Here is a 19,362-nt window from a genome sequence, read left to right on the forward strand (position 1 = left end):
AGTTTAAACCTGTTACTGTTTTCGGTTCGGTTAAGAACCGGTCGCTCACTCAAAGCTGACAGGAATATGAATCACTTCATAAACCTGACTTACTTTAGTGTGAGACTCTTGATGCTTTCGCCATCTGATCCGAGGATCAGCTCGCTACCATCAAGCGCCCACACTTATCGGCTGTTAATTTTTAAAGAGCAATCTGCGAGGAACTTCGTGTTTCCCGGCAGCGCTGCGTTTTCAGCAGCAGAGAAGCGAGATTATCAACCGTTTTTTGAGACTCGTCAACAACTTTTTTAACTACTTCGTTGCGACGACTGCGGTTTAATTTCGCGTGCACTGGAATCGATAAAACCGACTTCAACAGCACCGCTTCCCTCTTCTTCCCCCGCGCCGTGTTTCCGTTAGCGCGAAAGAGGCGTGATTCTATGCATCTGCCCCGGTCTCCGCAACCCCTTTTGTGAAATATTTTTGACATGCTAGGGCGGGGCCGCTGAGCTTTCCCAGTGCTCATATACAGGCGACACGGCAGGCGCAGCCTCGGTCGCCCTTGAACAGCCCCGCCGCATCGAACGCAACTTCCGTCGATTACCGCCCCACCATCGCCCTCACCACGCCATCCCGCCGAATCAGCCCGTGATACAGCGCCGCGGCAAAGTGCGCGAGGAACGTCAGGAAGAACAGATACGCGAGCACGCGATGCGCGACCCGGAGCCACGCGAACGTCACCGGATCAGCCGACACCAGCGCCGGCAGCTGCACGCCACCGCCCAGCGTCACCGGATACCCGCCCGCCGACAGCATCGCCCAGCCGATCAGCGGCATCGCGACCATCAGCGCATACAGCACGAGATGCGACCCGTGCGCGGCCACCTTCTGCCACCACGGCAGATCCTCGGGCAACGCGGGCGGCTTCGACAGCACCCGCACCACGATCCGCACACACACGAGCACCAGCACGGCCACACCCAGCGGCTTGTGAATCGCCACCAGGATCTCGTGCCGTTCGGAAACGGACGCCACCATCCCCACGCCGATGAACAGCATCGCGAGGATCATCGCGGCCATCACCCAATGCAGCACCCGCGCCGGCAAACCAAACGTCGTAGAAGCCTTCATCACCGTCCCTCCGAACTCAACCTGGCCACGCCGGCCACCCCGGCCTCTTCACTCGTGCGCCGCAGATACGAATCCGCATACGCCGCCGAGCGCGCCGCCAGCAACGGATCGCCCGACACCTGGATCCCTTGCGGCAGCACCGTCGGGTCGTAATTCACGTCGCGGCACGGGCCGCTGTCCTGCGCCTCCACGCGGTCGAGCACGAGCGTGCCCGCGTCGATCGTCGTGCGCTGCGCGGGCCAGACCTTCGTCGCGTCGTCCACCGGGTCGCCGGGCTCCGCCAGCGTGACCAGCAGCTTCCACTTCTGCGGGCCAGCCGCGATGCGCTGCGTCACGTCCTGCTGCAGCACGTTCGGATCCGCGGCCGTCGCGACGTCGCCGGCGCCGGCCGTCTGTTCCGGCACGACGCGCCACCGCACCGCCTGGCGCTTGCCGGCCGCGTCGACGAAGTAGAACGCGTTCAATCCGTAATAGCTTTCGGTGACGTAACTCGCGCTCGGCTTCGCACTCTTCACCCATTGCAGGAACGCGCCCGCCTCCGGATGCGCGCCAAAGAACGCCTTCACTTTCGCCGGATCGGGCTTGCCCGTCTTCGGATCGGGCCGGGTCGCGAGCGTCTGCTCATAGAATGCCTGCGGCGTCGCGACCGGAAACACCGGCATCGCGTTCATCCCGGTCCGCCATTGCTCGCCGTCCGGCGCGGTGAGCTTCAGCGCGAGGCTGCGGATCGGCACGCTGCTGTCGGGCGCATACGGATTCCCGCCCGGCAGCGCGAAGCGGCCGACCACCGGCGTGCGCACCGCGTTGAAGAACGGCGCAACCGAATACGCGCTCGCGGCGCCGTTGCCCTCGAAGTAGCCGGTCACGCACACGCCCTTCGCGTGATTGCGCCGGAAGCCGGGATGGACGCCGCTGTTGGTCTGCAGCGCGTCGACGAGCCGCTGCGGGGTCAGACGGGCCGGCGCGAGCCAGCCGCCCGCATAACCGAACGCGACGGCCACGCCGGCCACCGCGCCGCCGATCACGGCCCAGCGCCACCACCCGCGCCCGGGCTCGCGCTGCGGCGAAGAAGAGGAAGATTGCTTCATGAATGCGCTCCCGATCGTCAGATCATTGTCGAACCCGCGTAGGACGCCGCCCGCGCCGCTTTATTCCACGAAAAAATTTTTCCTATGCTGAAGGGAATAATCGATGCCGGCCGACGTCCTACGCGGCATCCACGACCCTTTCGGCAACCGGCCCGGCCATGCCCTCCACCGCCCTCGACGACGAAGCATTACGCGAACTCATCCCCAGGCTGCGACGCTTCGCGCTCTGGCTGGCGCGCGACGTCCATGCGGCCGACGATCTCGTCCAGTCGACGCTCGAGCGCGCGCTGTCGCGCTGGACGAGCCGTCGCGACGACGCATCGCTGCGCAGCTGGCTCTTCACGATCCTGTATCGGCAATTCCTCGACGGGAAACGCAGCGCGAAGCGCTACGCGTGGCTGCTCGGCCGTATCCAGGACGACGACGAAGCGCACTGGCCCTCCGCCGAACGCGAATTCACGGCACGGGCGACGCTCGAAGCGTTTGGCCGGCTCCCGGACGAGCAGCGCAGCCTGTTGCTGCTCGTCGCGGTCGAGGGCTTCACCTATCAGGAAGCCGCCGACCTGCTCGAGGTGCCGATCGGCACCGTGATGTCGCGGCTCTCCCGCGCGCGCCAGGCGCTGCGCCAGCTCAGCGACGGCGAGCTCCCTGTTCCTTCCTTGCGATTGATGAAGAAATGAACACGCCTCCGAACGAACACGACCTTCACGCCTATGTCGACGGCCAGCTCGACGACGATGCGCGCGCCGCGGTCGAGCGCTATCTCGCGCTGCATCCGGAGCGCGCGGAACAGGTGAAGCAATGGCAGCAGGACGCGCAACGGTTGCGGGCCGCGCTGGAAAGCGTGCGGATGCCGCCCGACAACCCCGCGCTGGATCCGGCGGCGATTCGCGGCCGGCGCGCGGAACGCTCGCGGATGCGGTTCGCGATGGCGGCTTCGTTCGTGTTCTGCGTCGGGCTCGGGACGTTCGGCGGATGGCAGGCGCGCGGGTGGAACGCGGCGCCGCCCATCGCGCCGATGAGCGATGCGGTCAAGGCTTACCGGATGATGGTGGTCGATCGGACGGCCAAGGTCGATTACCGGTCGACCGGTGCGGGCGATTTGCAGGGATGGCTCACCAAAGGCGTGGGCGCATCGGCGAAGCTACCGGATTTGAGCGCGGCGGGGTTCAGGCCCGTCGGCGGACGGTTGTTCACGACGGACAGCGGCGCCACGGCCGCGATGGTGCTCTATCAGAATGACGCCGGGCAGACGCTGAGCTTCTATCTCCGGCCGGCGGAATCGGAACATCGGCTGCTGCCGAATGGGCAACGCATGGATGGCGCGCTGCTCGCGCGGTATGGGTCGGTGAACGGGCTCAACTATGCGGTGGTCGGGCCGGCCGGGAGCCTCGGGGAGAAGGCGGTCGTGCAGGCGCTTGATCAGCAGACTTGAGTGGTGGGATGCGCGCCCGGCTGGCGGTCGGTGGTGACCGTCAGCGCTTTTTGTGGGGCGGCCCGGCGAGCTTGAACGGGCGCACGCTCACCACTCCCTTGCACAGCGTTTCGACTGCCTTTCCCTGGTTGTTATGCACATTGAGGCAACGCCGGCGCCCTCACCTTTGAAATCACAGGGTTTCGAGTCGGCGCGGAACAGGATGTCCACATCGATCATGGGTAAGCGATCTGGCTTCCGAGGTGGACTACGATCCTGTCCGTCCTGGTAGAACAGCCGCCGATATCTGGCTGCCGGCAAGCATCTTGTTTGCTCGGCGCACAAACACCCAGTGCCAAACCCAGAGGAAAACCGCAACGCCGCCGGCGATGGCGCCCATGGTATTCGGTATCAACGAAACAACCTGCGCAAGACACCACCCGATGCCGCTGATCCGGCCGAACGAGCGCAAACCCGACAGAGCGGGATTGATACGAGACTCCGCTTCCAGCGACTTCGCAACGTTGGAAATAATGAAGAAGTCCTCGATGAAGTTGTACGGCAAGAGGAACATGAGCCAGACGCTGTTGGGTTCGGCCGCACGCGATCCCTGGTTGACCGATTTCAGGGTAGTCCGGAGGTCGCTCGCGTAGGCATAGACCAGAGCCAGGAAAACCGTGATGGCGACGATGCCGCCGATTGTCCCAAGCCTATCCATTTCGCCGAGAATGCCTCCGTCTTCCGAGGGACGGATAAGCGGATAGGCAAGCCCAAAGGCAATGGGGATGCTCAGAATGGCTTTGAGAACGGTCCGGGCAGTTGCGCTCATGTGTATCGGATCGATAGCTGCGTTGTCACCGGCAGCATAGCGAACGATCATCCTCGCTAGGCGACTTTGTCCTGGTATATGCCGCCTTCTCTCGCGACGCTAGCCGAGTCGGTGTCTGAACCGCACCGGGAATCGTGGAGGCCAGTTGGTTTAATCGTGGTGACGCTGCATGCGGATATCGTTCGGCTCGCTCACCTTGGGTCTGCACAGCGTTTCGAGTTGCATGGAAGCGCGATATCCACAACCCGTGAGGTGGTGCAAACATCCTCGCCGAATTCGCGTACCCTCACCCGTTGAATGCACAGGGTTTCGAGTGTCTTGGCTGCTCGATATCCACACGGAATTCAACCACGGTGGATCGCGCGGAAACTGTCGCATCATCGACCCTGTTCCGAAAAGCCCTGTCAGACAGGGCATTCGGGCCGATTCGTGTGGTTGAATGCAAGGCGCTCACCTGTTCGACGCACGGCGATTCGACTCGTTGGGTGTGCGAGTTGTCCACATGCTGCCCGCCAGCAAGCGCACGAACGTGATGCACCTTTCCCCGGCGTTCGCATCATGACGCCGGCAGTTCTCCGCTCAGTCGTGCGCTCGCGCATCCGGATCGGCTTGTCACGGTCCGAATTCGCCGGGATCCGCTCCCGACTTGCGATCCGGGTACATGCTCACCATTTACGCGCACAGCGTTTTGTGTTGTTTTGTGCGGCAGTTATCCACACGCGAAGGTCGACCAACTTCACGGCATCCGCAGTCACTTGGTTCGATAAACCCCGAGAATTTCGCCGGTTTCCGGAGAAACGACATACTGGATCGACGTCCCAAGCGGACTCGCATTGCCGAGCCCACGCATGCCGGGCGGCATCTTCGCCACGAACGTCACGCTGATGACGTGATCCTCGGGCGTTGGATGCGCCTTGGCTTCACTTTCGTCTTCGATGCAGATCTCGAAGTTGTGCAGATCCTGCCCGGTCGTCGCGAAGTCGTCATAGGCGGCCTTCAGACCGAGCAGCGTCGCGGTATTGAGCCGGACGGAACAGCGATCGATCCTGCCGAAATTCAGCTTGCTCATGGTGTTCTCTGGATATCACGGGTTCGGGCTCGTCTGCGACGCTTGCCGTAGCCCGAGGAAATACTGTGATTCGTCGTGGATGACGCCGTCCGCGTATCGCTTGTCTTCCCACAGCAGTCGCCAGCGTGTCTTGACGGACACTCTCGTGTCGTTATCTCTGAGGTTCGGCGCGCGTATATCGCGAATGAGGTAATTGAAACAGCCGTTGCCGTGCAGGCTGCGATCGCCGATCGGCACAATACCCAGCAATTTCGATTGCTCGACGGCAACCGGTTCCCAGATGCCGTCGCAAGGCACCTTCTCGCCCGTCTTGATCACCGTGCCGACTGGTTCCGGAACCTCGGGCAAGTCCTCCGGAAACACTGGATACGGAAGCGTGTAGAAGGTGTTCTCGTATGCCTTCGGAGACAACAGCAGCCCTACCGAGCGCAGTTGCGCCAGATCGCTGTTCAAACTCGACGGCTCGAACGGAGCACTCTCCATCTGGTATTCCGATGCGTGCAGCAGTTGGGCCAGCGCGTCAACCTTCGGCGGATAGGGGGCGAACTGCGTACCACGCTCCCAGTAGTCATAATGAGGGAAGAAATGCGCGTTCAAATAGTTAGACCGATCGACTGCGTATTGCAGCGGCTGGCCGCGCTGCCAGACAAACCGGTACCCGCGAGCCAGTTCCGGTAATCCTCGATCGTAAGCGGCGAGTACTTCGAAGATGGTTGGCAGATGGTCTGCCGGCACGCGCTCCGGATCGTCTTCAGGCCAAGTCTTCACCGCCTTCTCGTACTCGTTCGCGAAGATCGCAAACGCATCGCGCTTCCGCTTCCAGAGCGAATAACTAGTCAGACGTTGCAGCAGCCAGAAAATCCTGCGCCGCGTCGCGTCATCCGCCATGTCGTACTGCTTGATCGTATCCGTCATCTCTGCCAGCTCTTTCATTCGGTTGCATCGCTCCGTTGAAAGCATCGATCAATCACGCACGGCATCAATACAGTTCGATGACGTACTGCCCCGGCTCGCGCGATGTAATCGAACGACGCCAGCGCCTCAGCGTAGTCAATGATTCGATCATCTACCTGTGCCCCTCATCAGCCGGTTCATGCCGTCATGAATCGCTCGCCCTTGTAGCGGCAACACAGGACCTCCGCTTCCGGGATCGACATGCGTTGCTCGAACACGATGTCGCCCGGGTGTTGCCGCATCCGATGCACGACTGCGTCGATATCGAGCGTGTCGAGCCCGGTCAACGAGGAATCGGTCATGTGCCGTGAGCCTGTCCGTCGGGCCTTTGCATTCTGAATGCCCGCGATTCTACAGACATGGGGACTCACGCACTGCTCGGACGCATCACAGCCTTTCGCTTCGTTCCTCTGCTCGCCGCACGCAGTGCATATCCCGAGCAGATCACAGTCGACGGACTGTGCTTATCCAAAGGTGTTAACAGGGTTCGTATATATACGTAGTGATAGTTAACAAGTCCTGTGGCCCACAGTGGATAACCTCCGTAACGCACTGAATTTTCAACATGAAGCGAAATGCATAACCCTGGGTGAGCGACGTGAACAGCGCCCGGCAGCACAGAACAACTTTTCGTCGATTCGCCGCTTCGCCGACCTATCCTCAATCGTTCCACTGTGAATCCAGAGGCTTGCCGGACGGTTATCCAGAGGGCAATGTGGATAACACCACAGCGCATCGACGCGTTTTGCTGTGACTCGAGCACGTGAAGCCAACGTTCCCGGCATCGCCAGGCACCATCGATCGTCAGCGTCCACACGCGCCGTTTCAAAAAATTTTCACGAAGGGGCTTGTGCTCCTCAAAAACCCTCTCTATAATTCGCGGCTTCTTAGGCTCGTAGCTCAGTTGGTTAGAGCACCACCTTGACATGGTGGGGGTCGTTGGTTCGAATCCAATCGAGCCTACCAACGAACAAAATGAAGGGGTCCGGCAGCACAACTTGCCTACAGGCAACGCGGCTCGCCAAACATACAAACGCCACGCGGCAGCATCGCGTGGCGTTTTTCTTTTCCGGTCCGAAACAACGCATGAAGCCCCGATGCGTTGCGCGAATCGCGGCATCGCATTCTCTCCTGCGTCCCGACCTGCCATGCAACGGTCGCTGTACGGCGCGTAGAATCGTCTGCGCATCGACGTGGCGGCTTCGCCCATCGCCCGATTTCCACCGCATCAGAACAACCACGCGCGCTCCGCGCGACTGAGAGCACACGACCATGTCCGAGGTCACGACCGCCGGATCGTCCGCAAGCAACGACGAAATCGCCGCTTACGTCGGCAAGAATGCCGCCTGGTTCGAGCGCAAATGGGCGATCGCCGAAGCGCGCAAGAGCCGGCAGTCATGGAACTGGGCCGCGTGCTTCCTCGGCCCGGTCTGGATGGCGTATCGATGCATGTACTGGCAGGCGGCCGCCGTGCTCGCCGCCACGCTCGGCATCACGCTGGTCGAGCTGCTGTACTTTCCGAACTACTTCGAATCGAGCATGCTCGACCCGGTCACGATTGCGATCGCGGTCTCGCTCGGCTGGTGCGGGAACAGCCTCTACAAGCGGCACGTCGAACGCAGGATCGAAAAACTGCGCCCCAGCGCGACATCCCGCGAATCGTTGCTCACGCTGCTCGAAGCGCAAGGTGGCACGAACTGGCTGGCGGCGGCCGGTTTCGCCGTCGCGACGCCGCTGCTCGGCGTACTGATGTTCACCACCGTAGGCGCGATGTACTGATTGCTGTAGCCGGCGATCGGTGAAGCAGAAAGAAGAGGGCGGACGGCGCCGTCGCCATGCATCCGCATGGCATGCGGCGCCGGCTCGCGCCACCTTCAGCGCAGATGCTTCAATTTGTCAGGATTCCGCACGACATAGATCGCGACGATCTTGCCGTCGTCGATCTCCAGCGCGGTGGTCTGCAGCTTGCCATCCGCTTCCAGCGTGACGAATCCCGGCAGCCCGTTGATGAACCCGGCCCGCACGAGCTTCGACGCATGCGTCGCGAATAGCTCCGCCAGGTACGCGTGCACCTTCATCACGAGTTCGAAGCCGAACACCGGCTTGCCGGCCGCCGTGCGCTTGCCGCCGCCGTCGGAATGCAGGCTCACGTCCTCGGCGAGCATCGCGCCGAGCGCACGCATGTCGCCGCTGCGCGACGCCGCGAAGAACGCCTCGGCCAGCTCGATCCCGCGCTGCTTCTCGACATGAAACCGCGGCCGCGCCTCGCGCACGTGCGTTCGCGCCCGCGCGGCAAGTTGCCGGCACGCGGCCGCGTCGCGCTGGATCGTCGTCGCCACTTCGTCGAACTCGAGACCGAACACGTCGTGCAGCAGGAACGCCGCGCGTTCGAGCGGCGACAGCCGTTCGAACGCGAGCAGCAGCGGCAGCGTGACGTCGTCCTGTTCGTCTTCCTCGATGACCGGCTCGGGCAGCCAGGGGCCGATGTAGGTCTCGCGCTGGTGCCGCGCGGATTTCAGCTGGTCGAGGCACATGCGCATCACCATGCGGCGCAGGAACGCCTCGGGCACGCGCACCTCCGTACGGTCGACGTCCATCCAGCGGATGAACGCGTCCTGCACCACGTCCTCGGCATCCGCGACGGAACCGAGCATCCGGTACGCAACGCGGATCAGCGTGCGGCGCAGCGGGTCGAAGCTCGCCGCCGCATCGGCCCGTGCTTCGGCGCTGCCCGTGGCCGGGGCGTGGTCCGTCATCAGGCCACCATTTTCGCGGCGGCGGCCTTTGCATCGGCCGGCTCGATCCACAGCCCGAAGCCGACGGCGAGCCGGTTCCAGCCGTTGATCACGTTGATCATCAGCGTGAGTTTCACCTGTTCCTCCTGGCTGAAATGATCGTTCAGCGCCGCATAGGCCGCTTCATGCGCGGCGTGGCCCTCCGACAGCCGCGTGAGCGCCTCGGTCCAGCCGAGCGCCGCGCGTTCGCGGTCGGTATAGCAGGGTGCTTCGCGCCACGCGGCAAGCAAGTAGATGCGTTGCTCGGTCTCGCCGTGCTCGCGCGCCTCGGCGGTGTGCATGTTAATGCAGTTCGCACACGCGTTGATCTGCGACGCGCGGATCTTGACGAGCTCGATCAGCGTCGGCTCGAGGCTCCCGGCAGCGGCGACCGATACGGCCATCCAGTTCTTCATCAGCGCGGGGGCGGCGGCAAACGGATTGAGTTTCGCAGTCATGGTTCCTTCTCCTTTCGTGTGGGTTCCGGTGACATGACGAGCGAGCCCCCGCGCGTGTGACATCGACTCAGAAAATTTTTCGAATCACGCACGGATGGAGATCGCAAGCGAAGGGCCGAGCGATTCAACACCGTGCCAATGACCGTACACGACGGCGTTCGTCAGACAAACTCGCACGCCACGCGGCTGTCATGGGCCGTCAGTAGCACGCCGCGCAGGCTGGCATCCGGCAAAGCCCGCCCGGGCGGGCATCCCCGCGTCGTCACGCATCCGGCACATGCGCACCCGATGCTTTCATTTGTCTTTCTGTCGCGTTTCATCGGCATCCCGATTCGCAGCATTCACATTTCTGGACCATACTGTTCTGCACGGGCAGATGAAGTGACGCCGCATCCGCGGCCCGGCGCGCGCGCCGGCTGCCCGACGACGCAGCAGGTCGCACGTCAGCCGCGCGCATCATGCGCAAGGCTTTCCTTTTTCCGGCAACGCAACGCAGCGCATCGCGCCGTGGACGGTAAACCGATGAGCCTTCTTGCCTCGCAGCTTCAGCGCCGTTACCAGGACGTGCGCTCCCATAGCGTCGCGCTGACCGCGACGCTGTCCGCCGAAGACCAGGCCGTGCAGTCGATGCCCGACGCGAGTCCGACGAAATGGCATCTCGCGCATACGACCTGGTTCTTCGAAACCGTCGTGCTGATGCGCCGCGTGCCCGGCTACGCGCCGTTCGACGACGCGTTCCAGTTCCTCTTCAATTCCTATTACGAAGCGCTCGGCCCGCGACATCCGCGGCCGCAGCGCGGGTTGCTCACGCGCCCGTCGCTCGACGAGGTGCACGCGTACCGGCAATACGTCGACGACGCGATGCTGCGCGCGCTGGCCGGCGCCGATGCGGCGCTGCTCGACGCGATCGCGCCCGAGGTCGTGCTCGGCCTGCATCACGAGCAGCAGCACCAGGAACTGATCGTCACGGACATGCTGCATGCGTTCTCGTGCAACCCGCTGAAGCCGGCGTTCCGGCCGCGCAACGGGATGGACGGCGATGCGATGGCGACCGGCGACGCCGGCGCGCTGCGCTGGCTGCATCAGCCGGGCGGGCTCGTCGAGATCGGCCACGACGGCGACGCGTTCTCGTTCGACAACGAACGACCGCGCCACACGGCGCTCGTGCGGCCGTACGAAATCGCGAACCGGCTCGTGACGAATGCGGAATTCGCGGCGTTCGTCGCCGACGGCGGTTACACACGCCCCGAGTTCTGGCTGTCCGACGGCTGGGCCACGGTGCAGCGGGAAGGGTGGCAAGGGCCCGCGTACTGGATGCCCGACGACGACGATGCGGCCGCCACGCGCGTGCGGCGCACGTTCGGCCTGCACGGCATCGAGCCGCTCGCGCCGGACGCGCCGGTGTGCCACGTGAGCTTCTACGAAGCGGCCGCGTATGCGGAATGGGCCGGCGCGCGGCTGCCGACCGAATTCGAATGGGAAACCGCGTTTGCCGCCGAAGGTATCCGGCAGATGCTCGGGCACGTATGGCAGTGGACGCGCTCGTCCTACGAGCCGTATCCGGGCTTTCGGCCGCTCGCGGGTGTCGCGGCCGAATACAACGGCAAGTTCATGGTCGGCCAGCAGGTCCTGCGCGGCAGCAGCATCGCGACGCCGCCCGGGCACGAACGGCCGACGTACCGCAATTTCTTTCCGCCGGCGGCACGCTGGCAATTCACGGGAGTGCGACTTGCGCGAGACGTCTGAGCAGACGGCCACGAGCGGTGGCCAGCAACCCGCCCGCGATGCGCGGCCGAGCGCGTTCGAGCGCGACCTGATCGACGGACTGTCGCGCACGCCGCGCAGCATTTCGCCGAAATACTTCTACGATGCGGCCGGCTCCGCGCTGTTCGATCGCATCTGCGAACTGCCGGAGTATTACCCGACGCGCACCGAGCTCGGCATCCTGCGCGATCGCGCGGCCGAGATCGTGCGGCGCGTCGGCCCGCATGCGGAACTCGTCGAATTCGGCGCCGGCTCGCTCGAGAAGATCCGCGTGCTGCTCGACGCGTTCGCGGGCAACTATGCGAACGCGCCGGCACGCTATGTGCCGGTCGACATCTCGGCGGACTACCTGCACGGCGCGGCCGCGCGACTGCGGTCGGCCTATCCGTGGCTCGACGTCGCGCCGCTCGCGGCCGACTATACGAAGGCCGAGCAACTGGCCGCGCTGACCGCGACACCGGCGCGGCGCATCGGTTTCTTTCCCGGCTCGACGATCGGCAATTTCTCGCGGGAAGAAGCCGACGCGTTCCTGCGCGATGCCGCGCGGCTGCTGCGCGGTGGCGGCCTGCTGGTCGGCGTCGATCTCGTGAAGGACGAGCGCACGCTGCACGACGCGTACAACGATGCGCAGGGCGTGACCGCGCAGTTCAACCTGAACCTGCTGGTGCGCGCGAACGCGGAGCTCGGCGCGGACTTCGACATCGCTGCGTTCTCGCATTGCGCGTTCTACGACCGCGATCGGCAGCGCATCGAGATGCATCTCGTCAGCGACGTCGCGCAAACCGTGCACGTGCGCGGCCATGCGTTCCGCTTCGAAGCCGGCGAGCGCATCCATACGGAGAACTCGCACAAGTTCACGATCGACGGCTTCCAGGCGATCGCGCGCCGCGCCGGGTTCGAGCCCGATACCGTGTGGACCGACGCGGACAACCTGTTCAGCGTGCACTGGCTGCGCAGCGTCGACGACATCCGCGCTTGACCCGCGCGTTGGCGAACCGCTCGCGCCGCGCGGTGCGGGCGGTTCGCATCCCGCGCACGCCGGCCGGCCCGATCGAATCGCCCGGTTTCGTGCCGAAACGCCCTTTTTACCGGTGCGATGCACCGTCGCAACGGTGTTTCGAGTGCGGCCTCTCCCTTGTCCCGCAAGGGTTTGCGGCTCTTCGTAAACGTCCGTTACCGGTCTCGCATACCCGTTTCACCTGTGTCCGTGCCCGGTGCCTAGACTCCGAACCGTATTCACATGACGCACGACACGTGCAGGGAGTCGCGAGATGAGCAAGAAACTTATTCTCGGTGCAGTTCTCGGTGTAGCGGCGCTGGCAGCTTCGGGCGTCGCGTCGGCCCACGTCGACCTGTCGGTCGGCATCGGCGTGCCGGGCGTCTACGCGGCGCCGGCACCGGTCTACGTCGCGCCGCCGCCGCCCGTCATGTACGCGCCGATCGGCTACCGCGATGACGGCTGGCGTGGCGATGGCTGGCGCCAGCGCGAATGGCGCGAACACGAGTGGCGCCGCCGTGAATGGCGCGAGCACGAGTGGCGTGACCGCGGCGGCTGGCGCGGCGGCCGCTGGGACTGAGCGGCCCGGTTGATTGCCACGAGAGGAGAGTGACAACATGAAACCCATTCGACACATCAGCGTGTATGCCGCGGCCGCTGCCGTGGCGCTCGCAACGATCGGCAACGCGCACGCGGCGGGCTGCATGAAGGGGGCGGTGGTCGGCGGGGTCGCCGGCCACTACGCGGGCCACCACGCGGTCGTCGGTGCGGTCGGCGGCTGTGTCGTCGGCCACCACATGGCGAAGAAGCAGGCGCAGGAGCAGGCCGCTCAGCACCGGGCGGCCGCGCAGGGCACGCAGCCGGCGCAATAAGACTTCATCACCGGGGCGGCGCCGAGGCGCCGCCACCGCCTGTTTCGTTTCCCGTTCACGCAGGACCCGGATTGATCCGACGAATGCGCGCCACGCGCGCCGTTACGATCATTTACAACGTCGTGCGGCGCGAATTTTGCGCGTTCATAGAATGCAGTCACACGAACGCGCTCCAGGGAGTACCAGATGAAACAGCAACGATATCTGTTCGTATTGACGGCCGCGCTGCTCGCGCTCGGCTCGGTGTCCGCGTACGCGGCGGCCGGCGGCAATGGCGGTGGCAACGGCGGCGGTCATGGCGCTGGCGGCTCGGGCGGCAACGCGGGCGGCATGTCCGGCGGCCACATGAGCGGTCAGGCGCTGAGCAACTCGAACGGCATGCGCGCGGGCGACCGCGACAAGGGCCTGTCGCGCGCAGCCGACCGCTCCGACACGATCGCCGACCGCGCCGGCGTGCAGCCGGGCCGCGGTCATACGCACGGGCATGCGCCAGGCCATACCGCGCATGCGTCGACGTCCGCGCATCGTTCGCATCACAACGCATTCGGCCGCACGCTGTAAGCACGGCGCACGCATGCGGGAAAAGGGAGAAGGGCGCTTCGGCGCCCTTTTTTCATGGCGGAAACGCAACGCCCCTGTTGCGCCGGAAGCTTGAGCCGACCCGATTTGCAACCAGCCGTAACCGCATGGCGCGCAGGCGAGAATACGGATCGCCTTCAAGCGGTCGGCAAAAGCGGAATCGATACGCGGCGCGCGCGTCGCAACGGCACCCGGCACGATCGACCGACGCAGAAAAAGGGCGGCTCGCCGCCGCCCTTCGTCTTACCGCCCGGCGCCCGCCGGCGGCACCGCAGGCTCGAACAACGCGTCGGCCTGCCGCACGCGCACGAAGCGCGCCGCGCCGTCGCCGTCCACCAGCGCGCGGAAATGCGCTTCGCCGCACGCGAGCTTCGCGCGTTCGTGCTCGCTCGGCACCTGGCCGTCCGCATTCGGCGTATCGACGACGAAGTACAGCCGCTCGCCGCCGTCCTGTTCCGCGAGCACGGCCCAGTCGGGGTGATAGCTGCCGAGCGGTGTCTGCACGCGGAACCACGCAGGCAGCTTCGCGTACAGCTTCACGCCGTCGTGCGCCTCGAGCGCGTCGGCGAACGCGCGCTCCGCGTCCGTCTCGCACACGACCGCTTCGTGAATCGACTTCCGCGCATCGGGCCGCAGGTTGCGCAGATAACCGGTCAGCGCCTCGCTCTCGAACGATTCGAGCGCATGCACGTGGCGCTCGCCGAGCTTGCGGTACGCGATGCCCGCGACGAGCGCGTGGCGCTTGCAGCGGTTGATCGCCTCGGCCGCGACCGCGATGAACTGCTGCGGATTCACGCGGAAATCGTCGAGCCGGCCGCTGTCGGCCAGGATCGTCGCGAGCGAACGGCGCGTGAGCTGCGTGCGGTCCTGCAGCTCGGTGAGCAGGTCGGGCAGCGGCAGCTCGCCTTCGTCGATCAGCACCGTGCCGGCGCCGGCCACCTCGATCGCCTCGATGCCGGCCTTGCCGATGTCGATCTCGGCCTTGCGCCACTGCAGCCGCGCACGCGCGATGTCCGGCGCATCGCGCAAGGCGGCCGCGCAGTCGCGCACGAGTTTCGCGTTGTCGAACTCGACGCGGTACACGGTGCGATGGCGAATCCGGTCCCACAGCGACCGGAAATCCTCGCCGAACACGACGGCCTTGCCCGACGCATCGCGCCGCAACGCGATCGCGCGGCGCTCGTCGGCGTTGCGCACCGTGAAGCGGCCCGACAGCTTGCGCAGCGTCGCGACGATCGGCGCCCGCAGCCTCTCGAACGCCTCGGGCAGCACCAGCGCGCTCTGGCGCAGTGCATCCTTCAGCCGGTCGAGCACCTTGCCCTGCGCGTCGACGTAGCCCTGCTCATGCAGGTGGTTCCACAGCACGCGCGACAGCTCGATGCCGAGCGCGTGCGCGGGCCCGTCGGCTTCCTGCACGGGCAGCGCCGCGAACTGGTGTTCCTCGACGATCCCGAAACGGATGCCCGTATCGGCCTCGATTTCCTTCTGCAGGTTTTCCGCGAACGACTCGTAGCGCTCGGTCGCGATCACGGTGAGCGTGTTCACGCCCGCGTCGCGCACGCGTTCGCCGTCCTGGTCGACCGCGAGGCGCAGCCCGCGGCCGAGCGTCTGGCGGCGCTCGCGCTCGGTCTGGATGTCGCGCAGCGTGCAGATCTGGAACACGTTCGGGTTGTCCCAGCCTTCCTTCAGCGCCGAGTGCGAGAAGATGAACTTCAGCGGCGTGTCGAACGACAGCAGCGCTTCCTTCTCGCGCATGATCAGGCCGTACGCGCGCTCCGCGTTCTCGCGCGCCGCCGCGCTGCTTTCGCTCGTGTCGGTCCAGCCGCCCTTGCGGTCGATCGAGAAGTAGCCGTTGTGCGCGCGCCCGACTTCGAGCGCGACGTCGACGCCGTCGAACAGCGCACGGTAGGCCGGCACGCGTGCCGCGCGCGCATATTCCTCCTCGAAGATCAGCGCGTAGTCGCCCTTCACGGGCATGCCGTTCTCGTCGTAGCGGCGATAACGCTCGACCGAATCGACGAAGAACAGCGACAGCACCTTCACGCCGCGCTCCGCGAGGCGCAGCTCCTTGTCGAGATGCTCGCGGATCGTGCGGCGGATCATCTCGCGCTGCACGGCGAGCGTGTCGATGTCGCCGAACGCCTCGCCGAGCGACAGGAACGCCTCGCCTTCCGGATGGTGCAGCTCGACGTACTCGGCACCCTTCACCGCGTGCACTTCGCCGATCCGCAGCCCCGCATACAGCGCGCGCCGGGTCAGGCGTTCGAGATCGTCGCCGTCGGTGACCGTCACGATCTGGCGCTTCACGCCGGCCGCGGTCGCGACGTCGAGCTCGACGCGCGCGCTGATCGCACCGCGCCGGTTCGACACGCCGACGAGCCGCACGTACGGCTTGTTGTGCGCATCCTCGACGATCGCCGACGCGATCTCGATCTGCTTGACGAGCTTGCGCTCGTACGCGTCGACCGCGTCGAGCCGGTACACCATGTGGTGACGGTCGACGTGCGTGGCCGAGTAGCGCAGCGTGCAGAGCGGCGCCATCGCGGCGAGCGCTTCGCGGCCGCGCCCTTCGAGCCCGCCGTCGACGCTCTGCGGCTCGTCGACGATCACGATCGGCCGCGTCGCGCGGATCAGGTCGATCGGTTTCTCGCCGCCGGTCTTCTCGCTGTCCTTGTAGAGGTTGTTGATTTCCTTCTTGTTGATCGCGGCAACCGTCATCACCATGATCTGGATCGCCGCGCTCGCCGCGAAGTGGCGCACCTGGCCGAGCTTCGCGGAGTCGTACAGGAAGTAGTCGTACGGCACGCCCGCGTACAGCGCGCGGAAGTGATCCTCGGTGATGGACAGCGTCTTGTGCACGCCTTCCTTGATCGCGATCGACGGCACGACGATCACGAACTTCGTGAAGCCGTAGCGGCGGTTCAGCTCGAAGATCGTGCGCAGGTACACGTAGGTCTTGCCGGTGCCGGTCTCCATCTCGACGGTGAAGTCGCGCGAGCCGGGCAGGCCGGACGGCGGCAGCCCGCCGCGTAGCTGCACGTCGGCGAGATTGCGCGCGAGCGCGTCGTCGGTCAGCGACAGCCGGTTGCCGACCCCTTGCTCCGACACCGCGAAGCCGAGCGAGCCTTGCGCCGCGGCCGTCGTGCCGGGCGCGGCGTTCGCGAGCACGCTGAAGTCGCCGCGATACGATTCCTGGCCGCGAAACAGGTCGCAGACGGCGTCGATCGCCTCGCGCTGGTAGTCGAGATCCGCTTCGAAATGCAGCCGCATCACAGGCTCCGCACGCGCTTCACGCCGTGCTGTTCGAGCAGCGCGGCGAGATTGAGCTTCGCGACGTCGTCGACGAAGCCGCTGTCGCGGAACAGGCACGTGACGTCGCGCGTCGCGCCGGTTGCGTCGAGCAGGTCGACGATGCCGTCGGCGAGCGGGCCCGCGTCGTCGCGCGCGATGCGCGCATCGAAGCACGCGACGATCGCGCGGCCGATCAGGTGCACGGTCTTGCCCGCCACCTGGTGATGCTCGACCGGCGTGCACAGGTCGAGGCCGAGCTTCAGCGTCAGCTCGGCGAGCAGGTCGTCCTCGGTGCGGCCGGTCTTCACGTGCTCGACGGATGCGAAAAGGGCGTGGTCGAAATCGTCGCGGCGCGGATCCCACTCGATCACGTTGGTGGTGTCGAGCCGGTACACGCGAAAGCCCAGGTCGCCATAACTTTCCGGATAGTCGCGCGCGACCTGCTGCGCGGCGCGGCGCAGGCGCTCCTTGGTCACTTCGGCGAGCGTCAGCGGCTTTTTCAGCTTCGCGCAGAAATCGGCGGCCGCCTGCTGCGTCTTGTCGCGGCGGTCGAGCGCCTCGGGCAGCTGCACGAGGATGTAGCGGCGCGCGCCGCCGTCGGTGGCGTTCACCTGCATCACCGCGTGGCCGGTCGAGCCGGAGCCCGCGAAGCAGTCGAGCACGATGTCGTCGCCGCGCGTGCACCAGCCGATCACGGCCGCCGCGAAATCGACCGGCTTCGGCAGGTCGAACGGGATGCCGAGCGTCTTCAGGAGCGCGTCGTCGGAGCCGGCGAACGGCAGCACCGACGGCACGTTCTCGTACATGTTCTCGTCGAGGTAGTAGATCCGCTGCGGCTGCGTGGTCTCGTCCGCGCCGAATTCGATCTGGCCGCGCTCGATCAGCGCCTGCATCGTCGCGGGCGGGTTGCGCCAGCCGCGCGCGGGCATCGCGCACGGCTTGCCGGTGACCGGATGGATCAGCGGCGTGAAATACTCTTCCGGCGCCTTCTTCTTGTTCGGCCAGGCCATCGACACGAGGCGGTACACGCGGCCTTCCTCCGACAGCCGGTCATACATCACTTCGCCGCCGGACAGGTTGGTCTGCGCCTTCATCCACGCGCGATACGCCTTCTGCGCGTCCTTCGCGTTGCCGCTGCGGTACATGGCGTCGTGCGCGGCATCGAGCATGCGCTGGGCGTTGCGCTTCGGGCGCTTGAGCGGCGCGCGTTCGAGCAGCGTCTCGGCGTTGCGCGCGAACAGCACCAGCGATTCGTGCTGGTATGCGACGCCGCGCGCGTCGCCCTTCGGATTGCGCTTGTCCCACACGGCCACGCCGAGCTCGTTCTCCTCGCCGAAGATCTCGCGCAGCATCAGCACGAGCGCATGCACTTCATGCTCGTCGATGTGCACCGCGATCAGCCCTTCGTCGGACAGCAGCGCGTGCGCGAGCTTCAGGCGCGGATACATCATGTTCAGCCAGTCGGTGTGGAACCGGCCGTTCGCCTCGGTGTTGGTGCTGCGCTTCACGCCGCCCTGGGTCTGCCCGGTCATCGCCAGGTAGTGGCGGATGCTGTCGCTGAAGTCGTCCGGATAGACGAAATCGCTGCCGGTGTTGTACGGCGGGTCGATGTAGACGAGCTTCACCTTGCCGGCATAACTCTTGTGCAGCAGCTTCATCACGTCGAGGTTGTCGCCCTCGATCACGAGGTGGCGCGTGTCGTCCCACGCGACGCTGTCGTCGGGGCAGGGCCGCAGCGTGCCGGTCGACGGCGTGAGCGCGGCCTGGCGCGCGCTGCGCTTGCCGTGCCAGTGGAAGCCGTAGCGCTCGTCGGCGTCGCCGACCGTGCGTTCGCCGACCAGCGCCTTGAGCACGTCGACGTCGACCGACGCGCCGTCCGGCCCTTCGGTCACGAGTTCGGGGAACAGCGCCTTCAGGCGCGCGACGTTGTCGGCGGTGAAATCCGTCGACATCGCCTGCGGGCTGGCCGCATCGAGTTTCTGCATCGTCTTTTCCATCGGAGCCCGGCCGCGCGCGCCAGGACGTCGGGCGCGCTCACGGCACCGGCGGCAATGGCCACCCGGGCAAACCCGAAACGCTAGCGAGTCGGTCGGCGCAGGTCAAGCGCCGATGTGGGCCGAGCGCGCGGGCATCGGCCGCGATCGCCCGCCGGACGGGCCGCCA

At 65.5% G+C, this 19,362-nt stretch carries 19 protein-coding genes and 1 tRNA gene; 10 read left to right on the forward strand and 10 right to left on the reverse strand.

All coding sequences use genetic code 11. The features are described 5' to 3' along the window. A partial coding sequence (locus AC0KUR_RS27290; protein ID WP_473376651.1) for a hypothetical protein occupies positions 1-291 on the forward strand: 291 nt, incomplete at its 5' end. 288 nt (positions 292-579) lie between these two features. On the opposite strand, the gene AC0KUR_RS27295 is transcribed toward AC0KUR_RS27290, so the two are convergent. Together AC0KUR_RS27295 and AC0KUR_RS27300 are read right to left on the reverse strand one after the other, a co-directional pair. Then, positions 580-1,110, reverse strand: a complete 531-nt coding sequence (locus AC0KUR_RS27295; RefSeq protein ID WP_175904955.1) for a cytochrome b — start codon at positions 1,108-1,110, stop codon at positions 580-582. Continuing rightward, positions 1,110-2,198 carry a catalase family peroxidase gene (locus tag AC0KUR_RS27300; protein WP_059560206.1) on the reverse strand — a complete coding sequence of 363 codons (1,089 nt, stop codon included), beginning with the start codon at positions 2,196-2,198 and terminating at the stop codon, positions 1,110-1,112. Before AC0KUR_RS27300 ends, AC0KUR_RS27295 begins: the two co-directional genes overlap by 1 nt. Positions 2,199-2,356: 158 nt before the next feature. Between AC0KUR_RS27300 and AC0KUR_RS27305 the strand changes: the two genes are divergently transcribed. Continuing rightward, the gene (locus tag AC0KUR_RS27305) at positions 2,357-2,878 is read left to right on the forward strand and encodes a sigma-70 family RNA polymerase sigma factor (RefSeq protein ID WP_473376652.1); all 522 of its coding nucleotides are present in this window, start codon (positions 2,357-2,359) and stop codon (positions 2,876-2,878) included. Further along, positions 2,875-3,633 (forward strand): anti-sigma factor family protein, encoded by a 759-nt coding sequence (locus tag AC0KUR_RS27310; RefSeq protein ID WP_473376653.1) that lies wholly within the window; start codon positions 2,875-2,877, stop codon positions 3,631-3,633. Before AC0KUR_RS27305 ends, AC0KUR_RS27310 begins: the two co-directional genes overlap by 4 nt. Before the next feature lie 247 nt (positions 3,634-3,880). Here the strand turns inward: AC0KUR_RS27310 and AC0KUR_RS27315 are convergent, their stop codons facing one another. The 4 genes from AC0KUR_RS27315 to AC0KUR_RS27330 form a co-directional block, all read right to left on the reverse strand. After that, positions 3,881-4,441 carry a hypothetical protein gene (locus AC0KUR_RS27315; RefSeq protein WP_175028920.1) on the reverse strand — a complete coding sequence of 187 codons (561 nt, stop codon included), beginning with the start codon at positions 4,439-4,441 and terminating at the stop codon, positions 3,881-3,883. 751 nt (positions 4,442-5,192) lie between these two features. Beyond that, entirely contained in the window at positions 5,193-5,510 is a 318-nt protein-coding gene (locus AC0KUR_RS27320; RefSeq protein ID WP_473376654.1) for a hypothetical protein, read from the reverse strand. Between the two features lie 15 nt (positions 5,511-5,525). Further along, positions 5,526-6,425 carry an Imm72 family immunity protein gene (locus tag AC0KUR_RS27325; protein ID WP_473376700.1) on the reverse strand — a complete coding sequence of 300 codons (900 nt, stop codon included), beginning with the start codon at positions 6,423-6,425 and terminating at the stop codon, positions 5,526-5,528. Between the two features lie 176 nt (positions 6,426-6,601). Further along, the gene (locus AC0KUR_RS27330) at positions 6,602-6,766 is read right to left on the reverse strand and encodes a hypothetical protein (protein WP_175028917.1); all 165 of its coding nucleotides are present in this window, start codon (positions 6,764-6,766) and stop codon (positions 6,602-6,604) included. A gap of 587 nt (positions 6,767-7,353) precedes the next feature. On the opposite strand from AC0KUR_RS27330, the gene AC0KUR_RS27335 reads away from it, so the two are divergent. Both AC0KUR_RS27335 and AC0KUR_RS27340 read left to right on the forward strand, forming a co-directional pair. Beyond that, positions 7,354-7,430 (forward strand) — tRNA-Val (locus tag AC0KUR_RS27335). 306 nt (positions 7,431-7,736) lie between these two features. Beyond that, entirely contained in the window at positions 7,737-8,243 is a 507-nt protein-coding gene (locus tag AC0KUR_RS27340; protein WP_034188228.1) for a DUF2628 domain-containing protein, read from the forward strand. 95 nt (positions 8,244-8,338) lie between these two features. Here AC0KUR_RS27340 and AC0KUR_RS27345 read toward each other — a convergent pair whose 3' ends face one another. Both AC0KUR_RS27345 and AC0KUR_RS27350 read right to left on the reverse strand, forming a co-directional pair. Next, positions 8,339-9,220, reverse strand: a complete 882-nt coding sequence (locus AC0KUR_RS27345; protein WP_473376655.1) for a sigma-70 family RNA polymerase sigma factor — start codon at positions 9,218-9,220, stop codon at positions 8,339-8,341. Continuing rightward, on the reverse strand, positions 9,220-9,696 hold the full coding sequence (locus tag AC0KUR_RS27350) for a carboxymuconolactone decarboxylase family protein (protein WP_034188227.1): 477 nt from the start codon (positions 9,694-9,696) through the stop codon (positions 9,220-9,222). Before AC0KUR_RS27350 ends, AC0KUR_RS27345 begins: the two co-directional genes overlap by 1 nt. A gap of 522 nt (positions 9,697-10,218) precedes the next feature. Here AC0KUR_RS27350 and egtB point away from each other — a divergent pair. The 5 genes from egtB to AC0KUR_RS27375 all read left to right on the forward strand — a co-directional run bounded on the left by egtB (position 10,219) and on the right by AC0KUR_RS27375 (position 13,890). Continuing rightward, positions 10,219-11,442, forward strand: a complete 1,224-nt coding sequence (gene egtB / locus AC0KUR_RS27355; protein WP_200089459.1) for an ergothioneine biosynthesis protein EgtB — start codon at positions 10,219-10,221, stop codon at positions 11,440-11,442. Beyond that, positions 11,426-12,439 carry an L-histidine N(alpha)-methyltransferase gene (gene egtD / locus AC0KUR_RS27360; RefSeq protein WP_059559519.1) on the forward strand — a complete coding sequence of 338 codons (1,014 nt, stop codon included), beginning with the start codon at positions 11,426-11,428 and terminating at the stop codon, positions 12,437-12,439. The genes egtB and egtD overlap by 17 nt, the downstream gene beginning before the upstream one ends. A gap of 292 nt (positions 12,440-12,731) precedes the next feature. Beyond that, positions 12,732-13,037, forward strand: a complete 306-nt coding sequence (locus tag AC0KUR_RS27365) for a hypothetical protein (RefSeq protein ID WP_034188224.1) — start codon at positions 12,732-12,734, stop codon at positions 13,035-13,037. A gap of 37 nt (positions 13,038-13,074) precedes the next feature. Next, entirely contained in the window at positions 13,075-13,329 is a 255-nt protein-coding gene (locus tag AC0KUR_RS27370; protein WP_034188223.1) for a glycine zipper 2TM domain protein, read from the forward strand. A 186-nt stretch (positions 13,330-13,515) separates the two neighbouring features. Further along, entirely contained in the window at positions 13,516-13,890 is a 375-nt protein-coding gene (locus AC0KUR_RS27375; protein ID WP_034188222.1) for a hypothetical protein, read from the forward strand. A gap of 261 nt (positions 13,891-14,151) precedes the next feature. Here the strand turns inward: AC0KUR_RS27375 and AC0KUR_RS27380 are convergent, their stop codons facing one another. Further along, positions 14,152-17,178: a type III restriction-modification system endonuclease gene (locus AC0KUR_RS27380; RefSeq protein WP_473376656.1), complete on the reverse strand. Its 3,027-nt coding sequence runs from the start codon at positions 17,176-17,178 to the stop codon at positions 14,152-14,154. Then, complete coding sequence (locus tag AC0KUR_RS27385; protein WP_034188220.1) at positions 17,178-19,196, reverse strand: site-specific DNA-methyltransferase; 2,019 nt, start codon at positions 19,194-19,196, stop codon at positions 17,178-17,180. Before AC0KUR_RS27385 ends, AC0KUR_RS27380 begins: the two co-directional genes overlap by 1 nt. Positions 19,197-19,362: the final 166 nt, after the last annotated feature.

This window comes from Burkholderia sp. YHN3-13, from assembly GCF_055810675.1.

Coding starts and splice junctions, on each gene's coding strand:
- AC0KUR_RS27300 (WP_059560206.1), bottom strand. CDS start 2,198: ATGAAGCAATCTTCCTCTTCTTCGCCGCAGCGCGAGCCCGGGCGCGGG.
- AC0KUR_RS27295 (WP_175904955.1), bottom strand. CDS start 1,110: ATGAAGGCTTCTACGACGTTTGGTTTGCCGGCGCGGGTGCTGCATTGG.
- AC0KUR_RS27365 (WP_034188224.1), top strand. CDS start 12,732: ATGAGCAAGAAACTTATTCTCGGTGCAGTTCTCGGTGTAGCGGCGCTG.
- AC0KUR_RS27330 (WP_175028917.1), bottom strand. CDS start 6,766: ATGACCGATTCCTCGTTGACCGGGCTCGACACGCTCGATATCGACGCA.
- AC0KUR_RS27310 (WP_473376653.1), top strand. CDS start 2,875: ATGAACACGCCTCCGAACGAACACGACCTTCACGCCTATGTCGACGGC.
- AC0KUR_RS27315 (WP_175028920.1), bottom strand. CDS start 4,441: ATGAGCGCAACTGCCCGGACCGTTCTCAAAGCCATTCTGAGCATCCCC.
- AC0KUR_RS27370 (WP_034188223.1), top strand. CDS start 13,075: ATGAAACCCATTCGACACATCAGCGTGTATGCCGCGGCCGCTGCCGTG.
- AC0KUR_RS27345 (WP_473376655.1), bottom strand. CDS start 9,220: ATGACGGACCACGCCCCGGCCACGGGCAGCGCCGAAGCACGGGCCGAT.
- AC0KUR_RS27305 (WP_473376652.1), top strand. CDS start 2,357: ATGCCCTCCACCGCCCTCGACGACGAAGCATTACGCGAACTCATCCCC.
- AC0KUR_RS27375 (WP_034188222.1), top strand. CDS start 13,516: ATGAAACAGCAACGATATCTGTTCGTATTGACGGCCGCGCTGCTCGCG.
- AC0KUR_RS27340 (WP_034188228.1), top strand. CDS start 7,737: ATGTCCGAGGTCACGACCGCCGGATCGTCCGCAAGCAACGACGAAATC.
- AC0KUR_RS27380 (WP_473376656.1), bottom strand. CDS start 17,178: ATGCGGCTGCATTTCGAAGCGGATCTCGACTACCAGCGCGAGGCGATC.
- egtB (WP_200089459.1), top strand. CDS start 10,219: ATGAGCCTTCTTGCCTCGCAGCTTCAGCGCCGTTACCAGGACGTGCGC.
- AC0KUR_RS27385 (WP_034188220.1), bottom strand. CDS start 19,196: ATGGAAAAGACGATGCAGAAACTCGATGCGGCCAGCCCGCAGGCGATG.
- AC0KUR_RS27320 (WP_473376654.1), bottom strand. CDS start 5,510: ATGAGCAAGCTGAATTTCGGCAGGATCGATCGCTGTTCCGTCCGGCTC.
- AC0KUR_RS27350 (WP_034188227.1), bottom strand. CDS start 9,696: ATGACTGCGAAACTCAATCCGTTTGCCGCCGCCCCCGCGCTGATGAAG.
- AC0KUR_RS27325 (WP_473376700.1), bottom strand. CDS start 6,425: ATGACGGATACGATCAAGCAGTACGACATGGCGGATGACGCGACGCGG.